This window comes from Myxococcales bacterium (assembly GCA_016717005.1).
In the GTDB taxonomy this organism is placed as follows: domain Bacteria; phylum Myxococcota_A; class Polyangia; order Haliangiales; family Haliangiaceae; genus UBA2376.
This window is the reverse complement of sequence record JADJUF010000037.1, coordinates 713288-737627: the sequence shown is the minus strand read 5'-3', so window position 1 is coordinate 737627 and position 24340 is coordinate 713288. Positions and strand designations below refer to the sequence as shown.

15 protein-coding genes and 1 pseudogene are annotated in these 24340 nt (G+C 72.6%); 12 read left to right on the top strand and 4 right to left on the bottom strand.

Translation table 11 applies throughout. The features are described from left to right. Nucleotides 1–136 precede the first annotated feature (136 nt). The 4 genes from IPL61_26770 to IPL61_26755 all read left to right on the top strand — a co-directional run bounded on the left by IPL61_26770 (nt 137) and on the right by IPL61_26755 (nt 4713). On the top strand, nt 137–601 hold the full coding sequence (locus IPL61_26770; protein MBK9034824.1) for a DUF4265 domain-containing protein: 465 nt from the start codon (nt 137–139) through the stop codon (nt 599–601). 248 nt (nt 602–849) lie between these two features. Continuing rightward, a complete protein-coding gene (locus IPL61_26765; GenBank protein ID MBK9034823.1) occupies nt 850–3063 on the top strand; it encodes an RHS repeat-associated core domain-containing protein in 2214 nt (737 codons plus the stop codon). A gap of 860 nt (nt 3064–3923) precedes the next feature. Next, nucleotides 3924–4199, top strand: coding sequence for a DUF1778 domain-containing protein (locus tag IPL61_26760; GenBank protein MBK9034822.1), 276 nt, complete (start codon nt 3924–3926; stop codon nt 4197–4199). Then, nucleotides 4183–4713 (top strand): GNAT family N-acetyltransferase, encoded by a 531-nt coding sequence (locus tag IPL61_26755; GenBank protein MBK9034821.1) that lies wholly within the window; start codon nt 4183–4185, stop codon nt 4711–4713. The genes IPL61_26760 and IPL61_26755 overlap by 17 nt, the downstream gene beginning before the upstream one ends. Before the next feature lie 195 nt (nt 4714–4908). On the opposite strand, the gene IPL61_26750 is transcribed toward IPL61_26755, so the two are convergent. Next, nucleotides 4909–5955, bottom strand: a complete 1047-nt coding sequence (locus IPL61_26750) for a radical SAM protein (GenBank protein MBK9034820.1) — start codon at nt 5953–5955, stop codon at nt 4909–4911. 371 nt (nt 5956–6326) lie between these two features. Here IPL61_26750 and IPL61_26745 point away from each other — a divergent pair, with 371 nt between their 5' ends. Next, on the top strand, nt 6327–7622 hold the full coding sequence (locus tag IPL61_26745) for a hypothetical protein (protein MBK9034819.1): 1296 nt from the start codon (nt 6327–6329) through the stop codon (nt 7620–7622). A 7-nt stretch (nt 7623–7629) separates the two neighbouring features. On the opposite strand, the gene IPL61_26740 is transcribed toward IPL61_26745, so the two are convergent. Next, the gene (locus IPL61_26740) at nt 7630–8208 is read right to left on the bottom strand and encodes a sigma-70 family RNA polymerase sigma factor (GenBank protein ID MBK9034818.1); all 579 of its coding nucleotides are present in this window, start codon (nt 8206–8208) and stop codon (nt 7630–7632) included. A 27-nt stretch (nt 8209–8235) separates the two neighbouring features. Here IPL61_26740 and IPL61_26735 point away from each other — a divergent pair, with 27 nt between their 5' ends. The 4 genes from IPL61_26735 (at nt 8236) to IPL61_26720 (ending at nt 14616) form a co-directional block, all read left to right on the top strand. Then, nucleotides 8236–10983 carry a serine/threonine protein kinase gene (locus IPL61_26735; protein MBK9034817.1) on the top strand — a complete coding sequence of 916 codons (2748 nt, stop codon included), beginning with the start codon at nt 8236–8238 and terminating at the stop codon, nt 10981–10983. A 313-nt stretch (nt 10984–11296) separates the two neighbouring features. Next, the gene (locus IPL61_26730) at nt 11297–11899 is read left to right on the top strand and encodes a hypothetical protein (GenBank protein ID MBK9034816.1); all 603 of its coding nucleotides are present in this window, start codon (nt 11297–11299) and stop codon (nt 11897–11899) included. Nucleotides 11900–11963: 64 nt separating this feature from the next. Continuing rightward, nucleotides 11964–12407 carry a hypothetical protein gene (locus IPL61_26725; protein ID MBK9034815.1) on the top strand — a complete coding sequence of 148 codons (444 nt, stop codon included), beginning with the start codon at nt 11964–11966 and terminating at the stop codon, nt 12405–12407. A gap of 439 nt (nt 12408–12846) precedes the next feature. Then, a complete protein-coding gene (locus tag IPL61_26720) occupies nt 12847–14616 on the top strand; it encodes a DUF1669 domain-containing protein (GenBank protein ID MBK9034814.1) in 1770 nt (589 codons plus the stop codon). Between the two features lie 186 nt (nt 14617–14802). On the opposite strand, the gene IPL61_26715 is transcribed toward IPL61_26720, so the two are convergent. After that, nucleotides 14803–16119 carry a hypothetical protein gene (locus IPL61_26715; GenBank protein ID MBK9034813.1) on the bottom strand — a complete coding sequence of 439 codons (1317 nt, stop codon included), beginning with the start codon at nt 16117–16119 and terminating at the stop codon, nt 14803–14805. A 168-nt stretch (nt 16120–16287) separates the two neighbouring features. Beyond that, nucleotides 16288–18363 carry an acetate--CoA ligase family protein gene (locus IPL61_26710; GenBank protein ID MBK9034812.1) on the bottom strand — a complete coding sequence of 692 codons (2076 nt, stop codon included), beginning with the start codon at nt 18361–18363 and terminating at the stop codon, nt 16288–16290. Between the two features lie 795 nt (nt 18364–19158). On the opposite strand from IPL61_26710, the gene IPL61_26705 reads away from it, so the two are divergent. From IPL61_26705 to IPL61_26695, 3 genes and pseudogenes are all read left to right on the top strand, one after another. Continuing rightward, the gene (locus tag IPL61_26705; GenBank protein ID MBK9034811.1) at nt 19159–20595 is read left to right on the top strand and encodes a coniferyl aldehyde dehydrogenase; all 1437 of its coding nucleotides are present in this window, start codon (nt 19159–19161) and stop codon (nt 20593–20595) included. Nucleotides 20596–21053: 458 nt separating this feature from the next. Beyond that, nucleotides 21054–21554: pseudogene (locus IPL61_26700) on the top strand (ATP-binding protein). Between the two features lie 1051 nt (nt 21555–22605). After that, nucleotides 22606–24138, top strand: coding sequence for a helix-turn-helix domain-containing protein (locus IPL61_26695; protein ID MBK9034810.1), 1533 nt, complete (start codon nt 22606–22608; stop codon nt 24136–24138). Nucleotides 24139–24340 lie beyond the last annotated feature (202 nt).

The window sequence follows — 24340 nt, the reverse complement described above, 5'->3', positions numbered from 1 at the left end:
CAACGGACCCGGCGCCAGGGAGCGCCGCCGGAACCTCCGCGGCCCTGCGCGTCGATGGCGCCGGTGCGCCGAGCGTCGCGCGTGTAAGATACTCTCTAGGTCACAAGACGAACGCGCCGAAGATGATCGCGCAGCCATGAACCAGGCCGAGTCGCTCGAGTTTCCTCTCGACGTCGATGAGGATTGGCCGCCCGTGAGCATCGAGTGCATGCCGGTGCGACGGACCGCCTCCGGACACGAGGTCTTGGTCGCGCCGCTGTTTGTGAAGGGCCTGTCGGTGGGCGACGTGATCGACGCGACGCGCGAGGGCGCCCGGGTGCTCGCCTGGCGGCACGTGTCTCGTTCGAAGAACACCACCGTCTGGCTCTTGGTCGTCAAGAAAGAGGCGACGGGCGGTTTGCCAAACGTGCTGGCCGGGTTGCGTGACGCCGGTTGCGGCACGGTGGAGGCCGGCAGCCTGGGCGCATACTCGATCAACGTGCCGGACGTGGTCTCCATCACCGTGGTCGACGCCTTGCTGGCACGTCTGGACCCAGCGTCGATCGCTGTTGCCTTCCCGTCCATGCGCCACGCCGAAGCGGACGAACAGATCGAAGAGTAGACGCGGCCGCGGGGGGCGCGGGGGGCGCGGGAGGGGCGAGGGCAGGAACGCGACCATCTTGGGCGTGCATAGGTGGACGAGGCCGTCCTCGCACACGGTGAGGAAGCGGGCGCCGGCGCGGTGACCGACGCCACGCCCGTCGCCGAGCGGTTGGGCCGCGAGGCCCTCGCCGGCGTGCGCGAGGGCCTGCTGCTCTCGGAGCCGCGGCCGATCTTCCTCGGCAGCGACACGCGACGCTCACCGCGTGAGTGGTACGTCTCGCCCGGTACGCGCGGTCGCGCTCGAGCGCCTGTCGCCGCCGCCGCGGCTTCACCGCACGGCGGCGAGGGTACGACACCTGCGCCAACGGCAAGGGCCGGCTGTGCTCGACCGCCACGCACCTCAGCCGCATCGCCACCTCGTACACGTACGATCCGGAGGGCAATCGCGACTCGGAGACCCTGTCGTACAGCCTGAGCGGCCTGACCGGCTCGCGCACCTCGAGCTTCGCGATCGGCCCGGGCGGCCGGGTGCGCGAGCAGTCGTACCCCGACAACGCGACGTCACAGACCACCTACAAGACCAAGGCCCAGTACCTGTACGACGACCGGGGCCAGCCGACCACGCTGCGGTGGCTCCCGGCCAACGGCGCGGCCGCGCGCAACGTCGCGGTCCAGACCCGCAACGTCGGCGGGCAGGTGCTCACGCGGGTCGCCAGCCTCAGCGGGGTCGCGGCGACGCCGGCGTCCCCGCCCTGGCGCAACTTCACCAGCACGTGGGCCTACGACAAGCTGAGCCGCGTCCTGTCGCAAGCGGTCACCGACAGCTCGTCCGTCGCCTACGCGTCCCAGGCGCTGACCTACCGCGGGCTGGACGACCCGTGGACGATGCAGCACAAGCTGGGCGGGGCGACGTACAACTTCACCTTCGACTACTCGGCGCGGCACGAGCTGACCAGCGTCGCCGAGAGCGGGAACCGCTACACCGCGGCGTACACGTTCCACCCGAGCGGCAAGCTGAACACCGCGACGGTCTGCGCGGGGCCGCTGCCCACGTGCGTGCCGCAGACGGGCGGGGCCGTGCTGGCGCGCAACGCCACCTACGTCTACGGCTCGATGGTCGACCCCGAGGCGCCGACCGCGTTGACGACGCCGAGCGGGACCTTCCGCGAGTACGCGTACGACACGGTCGGCAACATGAGCAGCGTCCGGCCGGGCGCGACCGGGACGCCGATCACCGACGGGTTCTCGTACGACGGCGACGACCAGCTGCGGCGCGCCATCAAGTACAGCAACGGCTTCCAGACCGGCCGTGAGGAGTACTACTACGACCTCGACGGCAACCGGCGCGCGGTGGTCACCCTCTCGGGGCTCGGCGTGCCGACGTCGGCCCGGGTCTTCATCGGCGACGCCGAGATCGAGCTGACGAACACCGGCGCGATCAACAAGGTCTACTCCTACCTCTCGATGGGCACGCCGGTGGCGAAGGTCGTCTCGCCGACGGGCGGCTGGCTGCAGTCCTCGAGCTCGACGGTCGCGTCGTCGGTCGAGCTGCAGTACCAGGGCCTGGCGAACAACACCCTGCTCTCGGTCCAGCCCACCGGCGTCGTGCAGTCCGGCTTCGTCTACGGCCCGTACGGCGACGTCATCCAGACCTCGGGCACCGCCGGCGGGCTCACCGGCCAGCACCGCCGCTTCAACGACAAGTTCCGCGACGACCAGACCGGCCTGAGCTACTACGGCGTCCGCTACTACGACCCGACGCTCCTCGCCTGGACGCAGGCCGACCCGCTGTATCGGTTTGTGCCGGATGCGGCGTGGGGAGATCCGCGCAAGGCTGGACTCTACCAGTTTGTCTTGTCGAACCCGTTGAGCTACATTGATCCCGACGGGCGACAGGTTCTCATATACGGGTCGGAAAGGCAGGCGGAGCCATTGCGCCAAGCGTATATGAAAGTACTAGGCGTTGGTGTGACCGTGGTACCGTCAGGTATCCCCGACCACTTGTCAGTAGTAGTCAACGCGCCGAAAGAATGGAAGTTCACGAAAACGCAGCAGATGCTCGTGGATGCGGCTCGTGACAATTCGAAAATCGTGGTTCTTCACAACGCGAACATGGGCGATGCTAGTATGTTTGACCCGCGCGAAGTAAAGAGAGCGGGTGACGCCGCGAAGAAGTTCAATCCTGTTGAGAATGGTGGCGGAGTTACCGCAGTAACGGCAACTGGCGGCGGGAATGTGACGGTCGGTGGAAACGCTGCAGAGATCGTCGCTGACGTCGCCGTCGATTTTTCCTCGCTACCGCAAGTTGCTGCAGCCAACGGCGGCAAGACTGAGCAGACTCCAGACACGGTTCTCGTCCACGAAATGGCCCATGCATACGGAGGCTGTACGGGGGGTCATGCGCACTCGTGTGCAAAGACTAGCGAGAATAGGTATCGCGATGATACTGGAAAGACGTATCGCGACACTCAAAAGGACTGATATGAAAGAACTTGCACTGCTGGCGTTGCTCGCGGGATGCATCCGCCGAGATGTCTGCGAGAACGTGGCGCCAACAGCTCAGGCCGCTGGCGCGGTGGCGCTGCCTTCGGAACTCCACAAAATTTCGTCATATTGGATCCGGCTCGGGCCTGAGGTCGAGATGCATTTTCGAGGTTGCGGGATGCCGGGTAGTGTTGTCGATGCCGAATCGTGGGCTAGTGCGCTCTCTGACGATGGCTTCATAGTGCAGACCGCGGATGGTGGGTGGGTCTCACCCGGACCGATGGCAGTTCGATTCAGGAAAGGCGACCTTGTCGGAGACGTTTACGGAGCACAAGACGCAAAGGGATGTCGCGGCTATGTCGTTCGAATGCAGTTCCTGCGTGGTCGCGCTGCCTCGTGGCAGCGCCCGTTTGGCGGTGGAGGCGGGGTCGGGCGCTGCATTCGATTCTTCTCTGCGGATGCGCGGTTCCCGTTCGCCGAGCGCGACTACAGCTGGAACTGTGAGTAGCCCTTATATCGGATGGAGCAGGCTGCGGTTGCGCCGCCTGACGGCGAGGACCAGTTGATGGACCACAGTGTTGACGCAGGTGCGCGCCGTTGCTCTCGCTGAGCCCGAGCCCCGCCGGTCTGCGCCGCTGCCTCACCGCACGACGGCAAGGTAGACGCGGCCGGGGGCGCGGGGAGGGCTGGGCGCGCCAGGTGTCGAGGCGGCTGCCCTGGTGGGAGTAGGCGACGGGGCAGGTGGCGGCGCAGGGCTGGGCGTGGCGAAGGCCCGTCGGGCGGGGCCGCGGTGAGCACCGACCGGGCCATGGTTTTCCATGGCCCGGCCCGCTTTTGCGTGGCAGGGTGGAGGAGCGATGGGTGACCAGTCCCAGATCTCGGCGACGATCTCGGTCGCGACCAAGGAGCAGCTCGACCGCTTCACGGAGAGCCATGGGCTCAAGAAGAACTACGTGGTCGAGCAGGCGCTCTTGTACTTCATGGAGGCGCGCCGGGAGTTGCCGGACGAGGCGCTGGTGCCGGTCCGGCTCGTGCTCGAGGACAAGGCGTTCGCGCGCGTGGTCGAGCTGCTCGAGCGCCCGCCGGCGCCGACGGCCGCCCTGCGCGAGTTGATGCGTGGCAAGGGCCGTTGAGATCCGCCCGCTCGCGCGCGACGACGACCGCGGCGGGTTCTCGTGCGGCGAGCCGGACCTCGACCGCTTCTTCGAGCACTACGCGGGGCAGAACCAGTTCAAGCTCCACCTGGCGGTCACCTACGTCGCCGTGGTCGATGGCCGGATCGTCGGCTTCGCCACGGTCGCGCCGTCATCGATCGAGCGGGCGAACGTCCCCGGCGCGCGGCTGCGCAAGCGTCTCCCGAGCTACCCGTTGCCCGTGCTCCGGCTCGCCCGGCTGGGCGTCGATGTCCGGGCCCAGGGCCTCGGCATCGGCAAGGCGCTGCTGCGCACGGTGCTCCAGCTGGCGATCGAGCAGCGCGATCGCCTGGGGTGCGTCGGCGTGGTGACCGACGCCAAGCCGGACGCTGTGCGGTTCTACGCGGGCCTGGGCTTCGAGGCTCTCGACGGCGTGCGCGAGGGCCTGCTGGTCTCGGAGCCGCTGCCGATGTTCCTCGGCATCGACACGATCGCCGCGACGCTCACGGCCTGAGGGCGCGGTGCTGCGGGGTGCGACGCACCCGGCGCGCGAGGTCCATCGCACTCGCCTGAACCGAGGGCGTGCGCACGCGGGCGCGCGCGGTCCATCGCCCTCGTCTGAACCGAGGGCGTGCGCACGCGGGCGCGCGCGGTTCTCTCGCCTGATACGAGCGCGTGCGTTCGACGAGCTGTCGTCGCCGGCGCGGCCTCACCGCACGACGGCGAGGGTGACGCGGCCGGGCGGCGTGGCGGACGGCGCGGGGAGCGACGGGGGCAGGGGCTGGGCGCGCCAGGCGTCGAGGCGGCTGCCCTGGTGGGCGTAGGCGACGGGGCAGGTGGCGGCGCAGGGCTTGGGCGTGGCGAAGGCGCGGCGGATGTCGGCGACGCCGTAGTCGGCGAGCGGGCGAGCGCCGAGGCCCATCTTGGGCGTGCACAGGTGGACGAGGCCGTCCTCGCACACGGTGAAGAAGCGGGCGCCGGCGCGGCACTTCCAGGTCACCTCGCCGTCGGCGAGCAGGTCGTCCTGGAAGTCCTCGGAGAAGACGCCGGTGCCGCGGCGATCGAGCGCGCGGATCTGCGCGTAGACCGCGCGGGCGTGGGCGTCGAGCGGCTGCACGCGGCCCGACGGATCGCGGACCAGCGAGCACTTGGCGTCGAAGCCGAGCGCGTGCACCGCCTGCGCGACCGCGAGCGCCTCCTCGGGCGGGGCCGCGCCGAACACCGTGTTGACGCGCACCCGGAAGCGCGCGTGCTCGGCCAGCAGGCGCAGCTTGCCGCGCAGCGGCTTGAGCGACTTCTTGCTGATCGCGCTGGGCGTGACGTTGTCGAGGCTCAGCTGCAGCGCGTACAGCCCGGCGTCGCCGAGCGCGACGATCAGCGCGCGCGTCAGCAGGTAGCCGTTGGTGTTCATCGCCGGCGTCATGCCGCGGGCGCGGACGTGGCGGACGATCTCGACCAGGTCGGGATGCAGGAGCGTCTCGCCGCCGGTGAGCGTCACGAACACCGTGCCCAGCCGCGCCAGGTGATCGATGCGCGCCTTCATCTCGGCTAGCGGCACCGGCGCCGACACCTGGTCGTACTCGGTGCAGTAGCCGCACGACAGGTTGCAGCGGCGCGTGACCACGACGTGCGCCATCAGCGGCCGATCCGGATCGATCGCCGCCGCCGCGATGCCGCGGAGCGCGCGCAGATCCGCGCGGACCTGACCGCGGCGGCAATGACGGAGCGGGACGATCGAAGCGACTGGGTCAGACATGTCTCGGGACAGTTGCGAGCCCCGCGCCATGCGCCAACCAGTTGGAATAATTCGGCTCGGTGTCAGGGTTCGACCAATCCCTGACAGACGATGGGCAACCTGGCGGTCGCTCGTCGCCGTGCAGGGCGAGCGCGCCGGCGCGGTCGCCAATCCCGGCGGCATCGCACGGCGTGGCGGCGCCGGCATGGGAATCGGCGCGGCACGGCCGCCAGCCTGCCCGGCGGCGGCCGACGCCGGGCGCGCCATCGAGCGATCTCGGGGCCTTGTGAAGTTTCTTCGAAAGTTGGGAGCAGGGTCGGCCGCGGCGCGACTTCGGGAGGGAGGGCACGCACCCGCCGCCCGACTCACCACGCACGACGGAGTAACGACACATGGGTTTCCTCGACAAGATCAAGAAGGCTGTTGGCAAGGTCGCGCCCCCGATGCCGATGATGCAGGCCGCGGCGCCCGCGCAGGCGGCGGCGCCGGACGACGACGAGCCGGCGGCCGCGGCGGCGCCGGCGTACGACGGGCCGACGTTCGCGTGGGACGGCGACGAGCTGCCGCTGCCCGACGGCTGGAGCGACCTGTCGATCGACGACTGGTTCTTCAAGTTCGAGACGCTGCGCGATCGCATGCGCTTCATCGACAAGGAGGACCTGCCGTCGATGACCGACGCCGACGGCGATCGGCTCGATCCCGAGGAGGTGCTGCTGATCACCCAGTTCGGGTTCCGCAGCGGCGGGCACTACGAGAAGTACAAGGCCTGGGCGGTGCGCGGCTGGGCCCGGCAGACCGGCGAGAACGTCACCGACTGTGAGTTCCGCATGGGCGCGATCGCGCGCGAGCGCCTCGGCCAGGGCAAGGCCGCGGCGATGTCGGGCGCGGGCGGTGCGCTGGCCCCGGTCGAGGGCGTGAGCTGCGCGCAGTGGGCCCAGCTCCAGGCCCAGCTCGCCGGCGGCGCCGACGCGAACGCGCTGATCGCGGCGGCCGGCATCGACGGTGAGCGCTGGGCCCGGGTCAGCGCCGAGTGGAACCGGCGGATGTCGACCGACACCACCGGCACGGTCGCGGGCGCCTACGCCAACGCGTTCGCCAGCGGCGCGGTCGGCCCCTACGGCGCGGCCGCGGCCCAGTCCTCGAGCGCGGGCTACGCCGGCGACGTCGGCGACGAGCCGGTGCCGTTCGAGCTGTTCGTCGAGGTGACCGAGGCGCTGCGCGCCGGCGACAAGCGCGGCGCCGACGCGACTCAGGTGCTGGCGTCGTTCGACCTGCGCCCGGTCGACTGGTCGAACATCGGCGCCTACTGGAACCGCAAGATCGCGCAGCAGGCGACCAAGTACCACCGGCTCTACGACGAGCTCGGCGTCAAGTTCGCCGCCAAGTACGGCAACGGCGACGGCCTCACCAACGATCAGCGCGAGGTGATGATCCTCGGCAAGATCGTGCAGATGGCCGGCGCCGGCCAGGCCGCGCAGATCCTGCCGTACCTGCGCTCGTACTTTCCCGACGACGCCGGCGACGCCAGCGCGCTCGACTGGTGGCTCGACAAGGCCTGCGACATGTGCGGCAGCGCCGGCGATCGCCGCCGGGCCCAGGCGCTCCTGACGATCCGCTACCCGCTGCAGCAGGACGAGTCGGATCCGGCGCCGGTCTGGATCGCCGCGCGCATGGAGCAGCTGTTCTAGCGCGGGGTCAGCCGGCGTCGCGCTCGAGGCTGGTGCCGAACAGGTTCTCGACGTCGCCGCCGAGCGCGCGGACCGCGTCGCGCAGGTGGTCGCGGGCCCGGCTGAGCCGCGACCGCACCGTGCCCGGCTCGATCGCGAGCGCGACCGCGATCTCGGCGCCCGACAGGCCCTCCCAGTACGCCAGCTCGAGCGCGATCTGCGCGTCGAGCGGGATCTGGCGGAGGGCCGCCTGCAGCAGCTGCGCGCGCTCGGTCCGGGCCACCCGCTCGCTCGGGGTGGTGCCGAGGTCGGTCAGCGAGACCTCGGAGAACGACACGCTGCGGCCGGCCTTGTAGCGCGCGCGCAGGTGATCGAACAGCCGGCGGGTCGCGACGCCGAACAGGTAGCTGCGGAAGCTGACGCCGTCGATCCGGTCGCGGCCCTCGACGCACGCCAGGAAGGTCTGCTGGAGGATGTCCTCGACGTCGTCGCCGAGCTTGCCGCGGAAGAACCGGCTCACCGCCTCGAAGTGGGCCGCCACCAGCTCGTTGCCGGCGCGCGCGTCACCGGCGCGCCAGGCCTCGAGCAGCTCCCAGTCGTCCGCCATTTCGCCATACTATCCACCCCCGCAGGCATGGCCAGCAACGACGACCACGACGGAACGCTGCGCGCGGCCAGGCCGGCCGCGGGCGATCTGGTCGATCGGATGCTCGCCGGCAAGCTGCGCGCGGCCCTGTTCGGCGCCCCCGCGGAGCTGCAGCTCGGGCGCCTGCGCATCGAGGGCTCGCTCGGCCGCGGCGCGATGGGCGCGATCCTGTCGGCGTTCGATCCGGTGCTCGATCGGCACGTCGCCGTGAAGAGCCTGCACCCCGATCACCGCGACGATCGCGACCAGCTCCTGCGCGAGGCGCGCATGCTGGCCAAGCTGAGCCACGCCAACGTCGTCGCGATCTACGACGTCGTCGAGGACGCCGACGGGCTGTACCTGGTGATGGAGCAGCTCGACGGCGGCGACCTCCGCGCCTGGCTCGAGCAGCCGCGCACCTGGCGCGAGATCGTGGCGCTGTTCATCCAGATCGGCCACGGCCTCGCCGCGGCGCACGCGCTCGGCATCGCCCACTGCGACGTCAAGCCCGAGAACATCGTCGTCGCCGACGGCCGGCCCCGGCTGATCGACTTCGGCCTGGCGCGCCGGCGCACCGACGCGCCGTCGAGCGCCGGCACCCGCGCCTACCTCGCGCCCGAGCGGGTGGCCGGCGGCGGCGGCAGCGCGGCCGCCGATCAGTACGCGTTCTTCGCGTCGCTGGTCGAGGCGATCGAGGGCCAGCGCCCAGGCGACGGCGCGCGCTGGGCGCGGACGCCGGCGTGGCTCGAGCGCGTGGCGCGGCGCGGCCTCGAGCCCGATCCCGCGCGGCGCTTCCCCGACATGACCGCCGCGGTCGCGGCGCTGGCGCCGACGCCGCTGCGGACCAAGGTGGTGATCGGGGTCGCGGTCGCGACCGTCGCCGGGCTGACCGCGGTGGTGCTGACCCAGCGTGCCCGGGCCGCGGCCGCGCGCGAGGTCTGCCAGGGGGCCGAGGCCCAGGTGGCCAGCGTCTGGACCGAGGCCGGGCGCGCGACCGCCGCGGCCGCGTTCACCGCCACCGGCGTCGCCGACGCCGACGCGGTCTGGGCCCAGGTCGACGCGCGCCTCGATCGCTACGTCGCCGACTGGGTCCGGCTGCGCACCGCCAGCTGCAAGGCCACGCGCGTCCACCACGATCAGAGCGCCGACGTGCTCGACCTGTCGATGCGCTGCTTCGATCGCCAGCTCGCGGCGCTGACCAGCGTCACGACGCTGTTCGCCGATCCCAACCCGACCGTGGTCCAGCGCGCGGTCCGCACCGTCGGCGAGCTCGGCGACCTCGACGCCTGCGTCGATCCGGTGGCGCTGACGCGCGCGGTGCCGCTGCCGACCGGCGACGCCGCGCGGGCCCAGCTGCGCGCGCTCGAGGCCCGCTTCGACGCGCAGCAGCACCTCGAGCGGCGCGGTCAGCACCAGGAGGCGCTCGCCGCCAGCGACGGCCTCGTCGACGACGTGCGCGCGCTCGGCTACGCGCCGCTGACCGCGCGCGTGCTGCTCCTGCGCGCGGCGCTGCAGGTGACGCTCGGCGATCCCGGTGCGGCCGAGCAGACCTTCCGCGCGGCGGCGTCGGCCGCGGCCCAGGCGCAGGACGACGCCAAGGTGGCCGAGGTCTGGATCCGCGTGCTCGATCTGCTGGCCCAGCAGGGCCGCCTCGACGACGCGCTCACGCTCGAGCCGGTCGCGGTCACCAGCGCCGAGCGCGTCCCCGACGAGCTGGCGATCCAGGGCCGGCTGTACAACACGCTCGGCGGCATCTACCTCGCGAAGGCGCGCTACCCCGACGCGTACCGCGCCTACGAGCGCGCGCTCGCGCTGCAGCGGCAGCTCGGCGCCGACGGCAACCCGGCGCTGACGCCGGCGCTGGCCAACCTCGGCCTGGCGCGCTGGTACGCCGGCGATCCGCGCGGCGCGCTGCGCGATCTGCAGGAGGCGCTCGAGCGCATGCAGGTCGAGCTCGGGCCCGATCATTCGAGCGTGGCGTACGTGCACCAGAACCTCGCCGACATCTATCGCCAGCTCGGCGACGGCGATCAGGCCGCGCCGCACTACCAGGAGGTGATCCGGATCTGGCAGCAGAGCCTCGGCGCCGAGCACCCCAACCTGGCGTACCCGTACGAGCAGCTCGCGCTCCTCGCCAGCCGCCGCGGTGACTTCGCGACCGCGCGCGCCGACGTCGACCTGGCGCTCGGGCTGCGCGAGCGCGGCCTCGGCCCCGACCACCCGCTGGTGCCGCAGACGCTGACCGTCGTCGCCGAGATCGGCCTGGCCGAGGACACGCCGGCCAGCCGCGCGCGCGCCACGCACGCGGTCGCGCGCGCGATGACCACGCTCACCGCCCTGGGCGAGGCCGGCAAGCGCCAGATCGTCTACACGCTCGAGTCGCGGGCCCAGCTCGCCGAGCGCCGTCGCGATCACAAGGCCGCGCTCCGCGATCGCCAGGCCGCGCTCGCGATCCGGATCGACACGCTCGGCGCCGATCACCCCGACACCGGCATGAGCCACGCCCACGTCGCCGCCTCCTGGCTCGCGCTCGGCGACCTCGCCCAGGCCGACCGCAGCCTCGCGCGCGCGCTCGCGATCTACGACGCGCACCCCGGCGTCCACGACGCCGACGCCATCGCACTGCGCGTGACCCGCGGCGACCTCGCCGCCCGCCAGCACCGCGACGCCGACGCCACCGCGCTCTACCAGCAAGCCCTCGCCCACCTCGACCCCACCGACCCCCGCGCCGCCCCCATCCGCGCCCGCCTCGAATAGGGGGACAGGCTCCTGGGTCCTATCCGTGCTAAATCAATGACGATTTCAGGCCTACCGCGGCTGGATTCCACTCCAGAATGGAACGCCAAGGGGGACAGGCTCCCGGATTCTATTCATCTGAAATCGCACGGGAACTTGACGGGGACAGGCTCCTGGGTCCTATCCGTGCTAAATCAAAGACGATTTTCGCCCTACCGCGGCAGGATCCCACTCCAGAATGGAACGCCAAGCCGGCCTGGGGGGTGACGCATAGACCCGGCGTGGTCGCAGCGCGTCCGTAGCTGGGATGCAGCGTGTGTGGACGATCTTGCTCATGACGACGGCGTGTGTCGCGTCGGCGCCGGCGCCGCGCGCGGCGGCCCCAGTGAACGGCCTGGCGTTCCAGATCGCGCTGCCGCCAGGGGCGTTCGCCGAAGGCGCCGAGCTGGTCGTGACCCTGCGCGACCCGAGCTACGACGGCGGCTGCAACAAGTATGATCTGGAGTCGTCACCAGCGCCGTGTCCGCCGCCGCCAGACATCCGCGAGACGATGGTCGTGACAGCGCCTGCGGGCACGCGCGCGGTGACGGTCGTCAGCATGCAGTTCCGCGTCGGCGCGCTCTACGAGCTGAGCGTCGCAGGTGTGGCGGCCGACGGCTGCAACCGCGCCTACGGCTCGAGCAGCGGCGTCGCTACCGCGGCGCCGGTCGTCGTCGGCGACCTCCACGTGACCACCAGCGAGATGGCGGCGACTGCCCCGCGATGGCGTGGCGGGCGGAGCGTCACGATCGGCCCCCCCCCCCCGGCGGCGGCGCGCGGGGGCCGGGGGGCGCGCCGCCAGCGCGGCCAGATGATCGACCTCGCCGGGGGGGCCGGTGAGCCCCGGCTGGGCGGCGCAGGTCGACGACGTCGGTGCGATGGTGCGTCGCTGCGATAGTGCGTCGTCGAGTCGGACACCGCGCGGCGTAGATCGACGACGCCGTCGGTGCGTCGATGGAGGCATGCCCCGCGTGCTCACCACCGCCGCCATCTTCACCGCCCTCGTCGCCTCCTCCATGTCGCTCGCGTGCACCCGGTCGTCGTCGCGCGCGCGCGCGGCCGCGCCGGTCCGGTTCACGATCTCGCTCGACGCGCGCGCGTTCGCGCCGGGCTCGATGGTCGACGTCGACGTCTGGAGCCAGGCCAAGCTGATCGCGCGCGCCGGCGCCGCGCGGCCCGCGCCCGAGCGCTTCACCTTCATGGTCGACGAGCTGGCCCACGGCTTCACGATCGCCGCGCTGTCGCTCCGCATCGGTGAGGTCTACGAGATCGCCATCGGCGGCCGCGCCAGCGATGGCTGCAACCAGGCCGGCGCATCGGCCCGCGGCGTCGTGTCCGCAGGTGAGATCGCCCTGGCCGACCTCGAGATCTTCCAGACCAACGTGGCCTGCCGCGCAGCGGCGTGACGGCGGCGGCGTGACCGCGCCCCCAGCGCGGCGGCGGTGGCGTGACCGCGGCGTGACCGCGGCGTGACCGCGGCGGCGTGACCGCGACCCCGTGGCGGCGTGACCGCGGCGGCGTGACCGCGACCCCACCGTGGCGGCGTGACCGCGGCGGCGTGACCGCGACCGCGGCGTGACGGCGGCGTCGGTGTGACCGCGACCCCAGCGCGGCGGCGTGACCGCGACCGCGGCGTGACCGCGGCGGCGTGACCGCGGCGGCCATCCTCGCGCCTACTCGATCAGCCAGTGTCGCTCCGAGCGACACTCCCGCCCGGCCGGATCCCGGCCGCAGCTGGGCGGATACCGGCCACAACTGGCCGGATTTCGCCCATCTTTGTCCGAACTTCGGCCACCAGGGCGGGCATCCCGGACGCTGGCGCGCGAGGTGCAAAGGCGGCCGCCCATGTCCGGTATCCGCCCATCCCTGGTCTCGCTGCTCGGCGCCCTCGCGCTGATGGCTACTGCATGCGCCACCGAGCGCGACATCGAGGACGGCGAGCACGACAGCTTCGGCGGCGGCAAGGCCGATGGCGCGCTGGCCGACGGCACGCCCGAGGCCCGCGGCGTCCTCGCGCTGGTGAACGACCTCGCGGTCGACGTCGACGAGCTCGATCACGCCGCCGGCCTGTCGTCGCGCGCCGCCAAGAACATCATCGCCCACCGCGATCGCGGGCCGGGCGTCGAGGACGACGACCGCTTCGACGACCTCGCCGAGCTCGACGCCGTGCCGTACATCGGCCCGGCCGCGCTGGCCGTTCTGGTCGACTACGCGCGCGAGACCGGACGCATCAAGGCGCCGGCGTCGATCGACGTCGTGTTCTCGCCGCAGCCGAGCGCGACCGCGCACACCCAGCAGGTCGCGGCGTGGATCCGCGGCGCCCAGCGCTCGGTCGACATCGCGATGTACTCGTTGTCGGACGCCGAGGTCTCGGCCGCGCTCGCCGACGCGGTCACGCGCGGCGTCGCGGTCCGCTTCCTGTTCGAGACCGCCGCCGCCGACCGCAAGCTCGACCTGGCCCGGCGCCTGACCTCGAAGTCCGGCAAGCTCGAGGCGATGGGCGTCGACGTGCGCTGGGTCAACAAGGTGCTGCACCACAAGCTCGCGATCATCGACGGCCCCCGCGACGACGTCAGCCGCGCCGCGACGACGCGCCTGGTCACCGGCAGCGGCAACTGGTCGTACGGCGGCACGCAGATCTACGACGAGAACACGCTGTTCATCGAGGGCTCCGACGAGCTGGCGATCGCCTACCAGCGCGAGTTCGATCTGCTCTGGGACCACTCGGCCGACTTCGCGCTGGCCGAGCCGCTGCCGTACGTGCGCTCGACCGCCGACCTGGCCACCGCCGCCGCCGCGATCACCGACGATCCCGACGCCGCGGCCTTGTTCACCTCGGCCAACTACACGGTCGCCGACGGCTCGACCACGTTCCGCATCGAGCGCACGCGCACCACCGTCGCCGACGCGCTGGTCGCCGCGATCGCCCAGGCCGACCGCTCGATCTACATCGCGTCGGGCCACCTGCGGCTGCGCCCGGTCGCCGAGGCGCTGATCGCGCGCAAGCAGGCGCGCCCCGACCTCGACGTGCGGGTCTACCTCGACCAGCAGGAGTACATCTCGGCGTCGGGCCACACCGCGCAGCTCGCCGACCTCGAGGCGTGCCTGGCCGGCGCGGCCACGCCCGCGACGATCTGGAACTGCCAGTCGCGCGACTTCCTGTTCGGCAAGCTGGTCGGCGAGGCCGCGATCCCGGTCCGCTACAAGACCTACGCCTACCGCTGGGACGTGACCTACGCGGTGCAGATGCACAACAAGTTCATGATCGTCGACGGCACCGACCTCTACACCGGCAGCTACAACCTGTCGATGAACGCCGAGCAGTCGACGTTCGAGAACATCGTCCACCTGAACGCCGCCAGCTACGGCGCGGTCATCGCGGCCTACACCCGGGAGTTCGAGCGGCTGTGGTCGACCGGCCGCGCGCCCGACCGGCTGGCGGCGCTGCGCGCGACGATCGCCACCGCGTCGTCGGTGCCGCTGATGTTCGAGCCGATGGCGCTCGACCACGCCGAGGTCACCGCGCTCAAGGCGCTGATCCGCAGCCGGTGCCCGTCGGTCGACTCGACCGACTTCCGCACCAACCCCGCCGCGCACCGCACCTGCACGCCCTGACGGCGGCGGTCGCGTCGTCGTCGTCGCGCGCACGTCATCGGCATCGTCGCACGCACGGCGGCGTCGGTGGTCGAATCCACGACGGCGGCGGCCACGTCGAGGTGTCGCGCGCACGTCGTGACGACGGCGGCCATCACGCTGTGAAGGTGGCGCTCGCGTCGTGACGACGGCGGCGGTCACGCTGGCTCACGCCGTCGTCGGCAGCAGCGCGCGCGCCGGATCGCCGGTGCGCTCGTGCAGCAGGCGCCAGCCCAGGCGGAAGAGCCGGTCGGCGCCGTTGGCGGCGACGACCGTCGTGGCCGGATCGCGGGTCGCGTCGACGAGGTAGGCCAGCCCGAGCCCGCAGGTGGTGAGCACGGCGGTCGTCGCCTCGGCCGGCCGGAACCGCCGTCCGTCGACCTCGGCGCCGGCGACCAGGACGTTGGCGAGGTAGGCGAGCTCGGCCAGGCGCTGGCCGTGGCGAGCGGGATCGTTGTCGCGCAAGGTCGCGAGCGCGTCGGTGAGCGCGACCTCGCTCGGTCCGTCGGCCGCGTCGGTGGTCGCCGGCAGCGCCCGCTGGGTCGCGAGCCCGTCGTCGAGCACGCCGCTGGCACGGAGCAGATCGGTCAGGCGATCGGGCGCGGCGGCGGTGTCGCTGCTGTCAGCGTGGTGGTCGGCGCGGGCGGGCGGCGCGGGCGGCGCGAGCTCACGGAAGTACGCGCGCGTGACCGGGTCGCGGGTCTCGGTTCGGGCGGTCGCCAGCGGCGTGGTCGTGGCGAGCCGCAGGAACGCGCGCGCGTCGCTCGGCGCGACGTAGCCCGCGGCGGCGCGGCGGTCGGCGCGGTCGGCGCCGACGTCGGCGGCCAGCGAGTCCGCCTCGGTCATTACCCGGTACAGGCCGCCGTCGTCGTCGAGGTCGCGCGTCGACAGCGCGCAGCACCGCGCGAGCACGCGCGCCAGCGCGTCGTGGTGGTCTTGATCGAGCGCCACCAGCACGGCGCACAGCGCGTCCCAGCCGTCGGCGTCGCGCCCGATCACGCGGTACTGGTCGAGCTCCAGCGCCGCGCCGCGCTCGAGCGCCTTCTCGAGGCGATCGCCCTCGTCCTCGGCCAGGGCCGCGACCTCGAGGGCGACCTCGTCGAGATCGAGCACCAGCACCAGCTGGTGCAGCGCGTGGGTGACCAGATCCTCGGGCAGCTCGACCAGGCGCTGGGCGGCGAACGCGGCGCCGGCCTCGAGCATGATCTCGAGCCAGGTCGTGAACCGGGCCGCGTCGAAGGTCTCGTCGTCGCCGGCGCGCGGGCTCCGCCACAGGTCGTCGTCGAAGACCCGCGCGAGCTGCGCGGTCGTGGCCAGCGCGATCAGCTCGCCGGCGTCCTCGAGCCCGACGTGCGAGATCAGCCGGCCCAGCGCCCGCGGCTCGAGCTGCCGGATCGACGCGACCAGCCCGCGGTCGTCGAGCACGCGGGCCAGGAGCTGGCGGCTGGAGGGCTGGGTGGCGCGGGTCGAGGTCAGGCTGGTCATGGGGCTCCCGCGGCGCGCGGGCCGGACGATCGACCGGTGGGCGCGTGTCGCTCGTTGCTTGATGTGGTCAGTCCGGGCGGGCGCGTCAAGGTGTCGGCGACCGTTCGCCCGGCGATCGGCCGCCACGCGGCCTCCGCGCGCGATGGCACCTCCGTCGAGGCCGCGACCTCAGGCCACCCGGAGGCGGGCGTCGAGCGCGATCGCGCCCTGGCCAGCGCCCCGGGTCACGACCGGGTTGAGGTCGAGCTCGGCCAGCTCGGGCAGGTCGCCCATCATGCGGTCGACCCGCAGGATCACGTCGATCAGCGCGGCGCGGTCGACGGCCGGGGCGCCGCGGAAGCCGTCGAGCAGCGCCTGGCCGCGGATCTGCGCGAGCATGTCCCGGGCGTCGGCGTCGGTCAGCGGGTGGACCCGGAACACGACGTCCTTCCACAGCTCGACCGCGGTGCCGCCGCTGCCGAAGCCGATCAGCGGGCCGAACCCGGGCGCGCGGGTAGCGCCGACGAACAGCTCGGCGCTGCGCGGGATCATCGGCTGCACCGTGACGCCCGCCATCTCGGCGCCGCGGCCGAGCGCGTCGAGGCGCGCCCGGATGTCGACGAAGGCCTGCCGCACCGCGGCCGCGTCGGCGACGTCGAGCACCACGCCGCCGACGTCGGTCTTGTGGGTGATCGTCGCCGACGCCAGCTTGACCGCGACCGGCAGGCCGACCGCGTGCGCGGCCGCGACCGCGGCGTCGGCGTCGGCGGCGTCGACGCTGGCCGGCTGGCGCAGGCCGTACGCGGCCAGCACCTCGTGGGTCGCCCCCGAAGGCAGCCAGCCGTGGTGCCCGGCCAGCGCCCGGCGCGCGCGCTCGGCGTCGACGTCGGGCAGCGCCGGGATGGCGCCGGGCCCGCGGGCCAGCCAGCGGCCGTAGCGCACGACCCGCGCGAGCGCGATCGCCGCGGCCTCGGGGAACGCGTACGACGGGAACCGGCCCTCGCGCAGCGACGACAGCGCCGCCGGGACGCCGTGCATGCCCATGAACGACGTCAGCACCGGCTTGGTCGCGCCGGCGCCGCCGCGCTGGATCGCCGCCGCGACCGCGGCGGCCTGGGTGCCGACCGGCGGGACGAACAGGACGATCACCGCGTCGACGTTCGGGTCGGCGAGCAGCAGCGGCAGCGCGCGCTCGTACGCGGCCGGCGTGGCGCTGGCGATCATGTCGACGGGGTTGCGGACCGAGGCCTCGGGCGGCAGGAACTCACGCAGCGCCGCGACCGTCGCCGGCGCCAGCTCGGGCACCTCGAGGCCGTGGCTCTCGCACGCGTCGGCGGCCATGATGCCGGGGCCGCCGGCGTTGGTGAGCAGCGCGACGCGGTTGCCGCGCGGCACCGGCTGGTTGGCCAGCACCATCGCGACGTCGAACAGCTCCTCGATCGTGTCGGTGCGGATGACGCCGGCCTGGCTGATCAGCGCCTCGACCGCGACCTCGCTGCCGGCCAGCGCGCCGGTGTGCGACGACGCCGCGCGCGCGCCCGCGCCGGTGCGCCCGCTCTTGACCGCGACGATCGGCTTGCGCCGCGCGACGTCCTTGCAGATGCGCAGGAACCGCGTCGGGTTGCCGAAGCTCTCGAGGTACAGGAGCACGACCTGCACCGCCGGGTCGGCGCCCCAGTACTCGATCAGATCGTTGCCCGAGACGTCGGCCTTGTTGCCGATCGACACGAACTGGTGGATGCCGATGCCGAGCTCCTTGGCGTAGTCGAGGATCGCCAGGCCGACCGCGCCCGACTGCGACGAGAACGCGACGTTGCCGTGGGGCGGCCAGGTCGGCGCGAAGGTCGCGTCGAGGGCGATCGCGGGATCGGCGTTGAGCAGGCCGAGGCAGTTGGGGCCGACCATGCGCATGCCGGCGCCGCGGACCTTCGCGAGGAGCTCGTCCTGGCGCGCGCGGCCGGCGTCGCCGGTCTCGCCGAACCCGGCCGTGATGACGAGCACCGCCTTCACGCCGGTCGCGACGCAGTCATCGATCACCTCCGGCACGCCCGCCGCCGGCACCACGATCACCGCCAGCTCGATCTGCTCCGGCACCTCGCGCAGGCTCGGGTACGCGCGCACGCCCTGGACCGAATGCGCGCCTGGGTTCACCGGGTACACCGCGCCCGTGAACCCGTTCGCGATCAGGTTGTGAAAGATCTCGGCGCCGATCGTCCCGCGCGTCCGCGACGCACCGATCACCGCCACCGTCTTCGGCTTCAACAACGAGTCGAGTGAATGCATCGAGGGGACAGGCTCCTAGGTCGCAACTATACGGCATCGAGGGGACAGGCTCCTAGGTCGCAACTATACGGGACTACGCAGGAATTTCGCCGTACCGCGGCCGAAAAAGGGACAGGCTCCTGGGTCGCAATCCATTGAAATAACAAAAGAATTCGGACGTACCGCGGCAAAGTGCCGCTTGTCGATCGGGCGACCAGACACCGAAGTCGCAGAAAGCCTTTTGGTTACGGCCTATTACGCGGATGTTCCCGGGCCGCGGTACGGTCGAAATCGGTATGGATTCTAGATGGTTAGGACCCCGGAGCCTGTCCCTTTTCCGGCCGCGGTACGGTCGAAATCGGTATGGATTCTAGATGGTTAGGACCCCGGAGCCTGTCCCTTTTCCTTTTCCGGCCGCGGTACGGTCGAAATCGGTATGGATTCTAGATGGTTAGGACCCCGGAGCCTGTCCCTTTTCCGGCCGCGGTGCTCGAAATCGGATGATCTAGATGGTTGGCCCCCGGCCCCCCCCCCCCGGCCGCGGTACGGTCGAAATCGGTATGGATTCTAGATGGTTAGGACCCCGGAGCCTGTCCCTTTTCCGGCCGCGGTGCGGTCGAAATCGGTATGGATTCTAGATGGTTAGGACCCCGGAGCCTGTCCCTTTTCCGGCCGCGGTACGGTCGAAATCGGTATGGATTCTAGATGGTTAGGACCCCGGAGCCTGTCCCCCCAATTCCTTCGCAGTCCCGCATGGTTGGGACCCCGGATCCGGTCCCCTGCGAGTAGAGTCGGGGCATGGCGCAGACAGCTCAGAATCGGACGATGGGGACGGCGGAGAATGAGGCGCAGCGGGTGTTCCAGCTGCAGCGGCAGGCGTACCTGCGGCACCCGTATCCGAGCCTGGACGAGCGGCTGGAGCATCTGCGGTTGCTCGACCGCGTGCTGGTCGAGAACCGGCGGGCGATCGCGGACGCGATCAACGCCGACTTCGGCAACCGCGCGTTCGAGGAGACGATGATCGCGGAGCTGTTCACGTCGCTCGACGGGCTGCGCGACGTGCGCAAGCACCTGAAGAAGTGGATGGCGCCGCAGAAGCGGCACGTGTCGGTGCTGTTCGCGACCGGGCAGAACCGCGTCATCCCGATGCCCAAGGGCGTGGTCGGGATCGTGGCGCCGTGGAACTACCCGCTCTTCCTCACGCTCAGCCCGCTGACGAGCGTGCTGGCGGCGGGCAACCGCGCGATGATCAAGATGGCGTCGAGCTCGCAGCACCTGTGCCGGCTGCTCGCCGAGAAGGTGCGCGAGGTGATCCCCGAGGAGGTCGTCGCGATCCTTCCGGGCGTGCGCGCGCAGGACTTCTCGTCCCTGCCGTACGACCACCTGATCTTCACCGGCTCGGCCGACGCCGGGCGCACGGTCATGCGGGCCGCGGCCGAGAACCTGACGCCGGTGACGCTCGAGCTCGGCGGCAAGTCGCCGACGATCATCGCCGACGACTTCGACGTCGACGAGGCCGCGGCGCGGATCCTCTACGCCAAGTTCTTGAACGCGGGGCAGACCTGCCTCGCGCCCGACTACGTCATGGTGCCCGAGGGCAAGCGCGACGCGTTCGTCGCCGCGGCCCGCCGGATCATGCCGGCGCGCTACCCCGACACCGACGGGCCGCAGTACACGTCGGTGATCGACGCCAAGGCCTACCGGCGCCTGCGCGCGACCCTCGACGACGCCCAGGCCAAGGGCGCCGAGGTCGTGCCGCTGTGCCCGGGCGCGACCTTCAACGACGAGCTGCGCAAGCTGCCGCCGCACCTGATCCTCGGCGCCACCGACGACATGATCGTCATGCAGGAGGAGATCTTCGGCCCGCTCTTGCCGGTCAAGACCTACCGCTCGCTCGACGAGGTGATCGCGTACATCAACGGCCGGGATCGCCCGCTCGGCCTGTACGTGTTCACCAACGACGCGGCGACCGAGCACCGGTTCCTGTACCAGACGATCTCCGGCGGCGTGACGATCAACAACTGCATGCTCCACGTCGCGCAGCACGACCTGCCCTTCGGCGGCATCGGCGCCAGCGGCATGGGCCAGTACCACGGGCACGAGGGCTTCCTCGAGTGCTCGAAGCTGCGGCCGGTGTTCACCAGCCCGCGCCTGCCGATCCTCGATCTGTTCTACCCGCCGTACACGAAGAAGCACCGCGCGATCCTGGAGTTCCTGATCCGCTGGAAGCGCTGAACCGCGTCGCCGGCGCGCGCGTCGGTCGCGGGCGGCGGCCGGTGTCCGCTGAGCCGCCTGCCCGGCCTGCCCGCCGTACACGAAGAAGCACCGGCCGATCCTCGGCGGCGCTGCCCGCGGCAGCAGCGCGGGCGATCCTGGCGTTCCTGATCCGCTGAGCCGGCGGCGCGGCGGCGCGCGCGCGTCGGTCGCAGGCTGCGCCCGGGGCTCACCAGCCCGCGCCTGCCGATCCTCGATCTGTCCTGCCCGCCGCACACGAAGAAGCACGGGGCGATCCTGGAGTTCCTGATCCGCTCGACGCGGTGAGCCGGCGGCGCGGCGACCGTCGGGCGCGGGACGCTGTGCGCGCCGCCGGGCGCATCCTCGGCGCCGGACCCGTACACAGACGATGTAAGATCGGATGGTCGCGGTGACGCTAGGGTCCGCCCGCCCCGCGGGGCCCGATCGAGATCCGCGCGATGATGACGCCGACCCCTCCGCCCCGGTCCGAGCCCGATCGCTGGTCGGCGCCGGTGTTCCCGCAGCCGGTGCGCGGCTTCGCCGGGCGGCGTGGCGAGCTCGATCGCATCCGCGCGCACATCGACCACGACAACCTGTTCTTCGTCTACGGCGTCGGCGGCATCGGCAAGAGCGAGCTGGTCTATCAGCTGCTGCGCGAGGCGCGGACCCGACCGCGCTGGGACGCCGCGACCCCGGTGCTGCTCGAGCTGCGGCCGGGCGCGACCGCCCCGCGGGCGCTGGCCCAGCTGCTCGCCGCGGTGGGCGCGGCGCCGGCGCCGCGGCGCGGTCAGCCGACCGAGCAGGCGCACCTGTCCGAGCAGCTCGAGCTGCTGGCGCACCGGCTCGAGGCGCGGCCGTTCCTGGTGTTCATCGACGACGCGCACCACCTGCCCGCGGCGACGGTGGCCGAGGCCCTGGGCTACCTGGCGCGGCGGGTGGCGACGAGCCGGCTGGTGGTCGCGTCGCGGCGCGAGCTGGCGCTGCCGCCGGCCGCGCCGCCGCCGGTGGTGACGACGCTGGGGCCGCTCGACGCCGTCGCGGCGGCGGCGATGGCGGCCGCCCTCGCCGAGCGGCTGCAGGTCCCGACGCCCGAGCCTGACGCGATGATGCAGACCACCCACGGCAGCCCGTTCCACATCCACCAGCTGCTCCGCCTCGCGCCCGGGACCGGATCGCTCGACGCGTCGCTGGCCGAGCTGACGCCGGACGCGCGGCGGGTGCTGCGTGCGGTCGCCACCGCCCAGCACCGGCCGTCGGTCGAGGTGCTGCGGCGCGCGTCGCCAGATCCCGACCGGCTCGAGCAGACGCTGGCGGAGCTCGCGCAGCGGTTCTTGATCGACCGCGCGCACGGACGCGTCGGCGTGCACGATCTGATCCGCGAGGCGCTGCTGGGCGCGAGCGCGGCCGACGAGCAGGCCGCCGCCCACGCCGACGCGGCGGCGCTGATCGTCGACGAGCTCGCCGCCGGCGATCGGCCGCCGCTGCTCGCGGTCGACGCCGCGGGCCACTACCTCGCGGCCGGGCGCCCGGCCGAGGCGTGGGCGGTGATCGAGCGCTGGCACGGACCGCTGGCGGCGGCGGGCGACGAGCACCTGCTGTCCGAGCTGCTCGAGCGCCTGCGCGCCGCGCTGCCGGCGCGGGCGGTGGCGATCGATCTGCTGATCGCGCGCGGGCTGGTGCGCGCGTCGCTGTTCGAGGAGGCCGGCCGGGTGCTGGCGCGGACGCGCGAGGCGCGGACGCCGGCCGAGGCGGCGCGCCACTGCGTCCTCGCGGGCGAGGTCGCGCAGCAGGCCGGCGACCTGGCGCGCGCCGAGGCGCTGTTCGTGCGCGCGGTGGCGCTCGCCCCCGACCCCGACGCGCGGTTCCAGGGCCAGCTGCGCATCGCGAGCGCGGCGACCTTCGCCGACGACGCCGCCCGCGCGCGCCAGGTGCTGACGGCCGCGCTCGCGGCGCTGCCGCGGCCGACCCCGCGCCAGCGCGCGCGCCGCGTGGACCCGGACCGTCAGCTGGATGGTCGAGGAGCGGTTCGAGCAAGCCGCGACCGAGGCCCGCGCCGCGCGGCTGGCGCTGGCCGGGGCGGGCCAGGACGATCTGATCAACCAGCTCGCGATGCTCGAGACCCTGGCGTGCATCGAGCACGAGGACATGGTCCACGCCCGGGCGGCGGCGCGGGTGATCGACGAGGCCGGCTCGCGGCAGCGGGTCGCGTCGCTGTACCGGGCGATCGTGCGCTACGCCGACGGCGAGGCCCGGGCCGCCAGCGTCGAGCTGCGCGCCGCGCACGCGCACATGCGCGCGCACGGCGACACGATCAACGAGTACCTCGCGGACTACTACGGCGGCGCGGCCCTGAGCGAGATCGGCGAGCTGGGCCAGGCGCAGGTCGTGGCCGAGCGCGCGTGGCAGCTCGCGCACCGGGCCGGGCTCCGCGGCCAGGCGGCGCGGTCACGGGCGCAGCAGGCGCTGTTCGCCGCCGACGCGGTCCAGAGCGGCCTGGCCCACCGGCTGGCCGCGGAGGCCCTCGCGAGCCCGCAGATCGGGCCGCGGGCCCGGGCCCGGGCCCACTGCGCCCACGCCCGCGCCTACGCGATCGAGGGCGAGCTGCCGGTCGCGCTCGACCACGTCGCCCAGGCCCGGCTCGCGGTGGCCGCGCCGGAGCTGGCGGCGGCGCGCGCGGTCGTCGATGTCGAGGAGGCCGCGATCGGGCTCACCGGCGGCGACTTCGACCGCGCGGTCGAGCTGACCGAGCGCGCCCTGGCCCACGACCGCGGGCGCGCGCGCATCTACGAGGCCTCGCGGGCCCAGCTCGTGCTCGCGGCGGCGCTGGTCGCGCGGGCGCGCCGCACCGATCTGCTGAGCGCCGGGCGCGCGATCGCGCTGGCGCGCGAGCTGGCCGATCGCGGTCACCTGCGCCCGGTGCAGGTCGGCTGCGCGATCCTGTCGGCGGCGCTGGCGCGGCGCGGGCAGCGCGATCGCGCCGCGGGCGAGGTCCTGGCCGAGGCGCTGCGCGAGCTCGATCCCGAGCGCGGCAGCCTGCACGCGGGCGCGCTGATGGCGGCGATCGACGGCGGCGCGATCGCGCGCGCGGTGCCCGGCGTGGTCGCCCTGCTCGCGCACCTGGGCTTCCGCGAGGCGATCGACGGCTACCTGGTCGATCGCCAGGGCCGGCGCGCTGCCACCGACAAGGACCTCGCGCGAGCCCGGGCGACCCACGAGCTGTTCGTCGACGAGCGCCGCGCGGTGATCGTCGCGCGCCAGGGCGCGGTCGAGATCAAGGGGCGGCCGATGCTGTGCGCGCTGCTGGCGGTGCTGGTCCAGGCGCGCGGCGCGCCGGTGTCGCCGGAGGTGCTCTACCAGCAGGCCTGGGGCGTCGCGACTTACCACCCGCTCCAGCACCGCAACGCGCTCTACGTCGCGATCAACCGCCTGCGCAGCTGCCTGCGCGAGATCTTGCCGGGGCGCGAGGTGATCGAGCGCGCGAGCACCGGCTGGCGCCTGGTCGACGACGTCGACGCGTGCGCCGCGGTGGCGGCCCCGCGATGACGCGATGACGCGATGACGCGATGACGCGGTGGCGCGATGACGCGATGACGCGATGACGCGATGACGCGATGACGCGATGACGCGATGACGCGGTGGCGCGATGACGACGCGATGACGATGACGCAGCGACGCGGTGACGCGGTGGCGCGATGACGACGCGATGACGATGACGCAGTGACGCGGTGGCGGCCCCGCGATGACG

Bases quoted from the DNA above. Each gene is read 5' to 3' on its own strand.
- IPL61_26715 (MBK9034813.1), bottom strand. From the start codon at position 16,119: ATGACCAGCCTGACCTCGACCCGCGCCACCCAGCCCTCCAGCCGCCAG.
- IPL61_26750 (MBK9034820.1), bottom strand. From the start codon at position 5,955: ATGTCTGACCCAGTCGCTTCGATCGTCCCGCTCCGTCATTGCCGCCGC.
- IPL61_26770 (MBK9034824.1), top strand. From the start codon at position 137: ATGAACCAGGCCGAGTCGCTCGAGTTTCCTCTCGACGTCGATGAGGAT.
- IPL61_26705 (MBK9034811.1), top strand. From the start codon at position 19,159: ATGGCGCAGACAGCTCAGAATCGGACGATGGGGACGGCGGAGAATGAG.
- IPL61_26760 (MBK9034822.1), top strand. From the start codon at position 3,924: ATGGGTGACCAGTCCCAGATCTCGGCGACGATCTCGGTCGCGACCAAG.
- IPL61_26745 (MBK9034819.1), top strand. From the start codon at position 6,327: ATGGGTTTCCTCGACAAGATCAAGAAGGCTGTTGGCAAGGTCGCGCCC.
- IPL61_26725 (MBK9034815.1), top strand. From the start codon at position 11,964: ATGCCCCGCGTGCTCACCACCGCCGCCATCTTCACCGCCCTCGTCGCC.
- IPL61_26730 (MBK9034816.1), top strand. From the start codon at position 11,297: ATGACGACGGCGTGTGTCGCGTCGGCGCCGGCGCCGCGCGCGGCGGCC.
- IPL61_26735 (MBK9034817.1), top strand. From the start codon at position 8,236: ATGGCCAGCAACGACGACCACGACGGAACGCTGCGCGCGGCCAGGCCG.
- IPL61_26695 (MBK9034810.1), top strand. From the start codon at position 22,606: ATGGTCGAGGAGCGGTTCGAGCAAGCCGCGACCGAGGCCCGCGCCGCG.
- IPL61_26740 (MBK9034818.1), bottom strand. From the start codon at position 8,208: ATGGCGGACGACTGGGAGCTGCTCGAGGCCTGGCGCGCCGGTGACGCG.
- IPL61_26720 (MBK9034814.1), top strand. From the start codon at position 12,847: ATGTCCGGTATCCGCCCATCCCTGGTCTCGCTGCTCGGCGCCCTCGCG.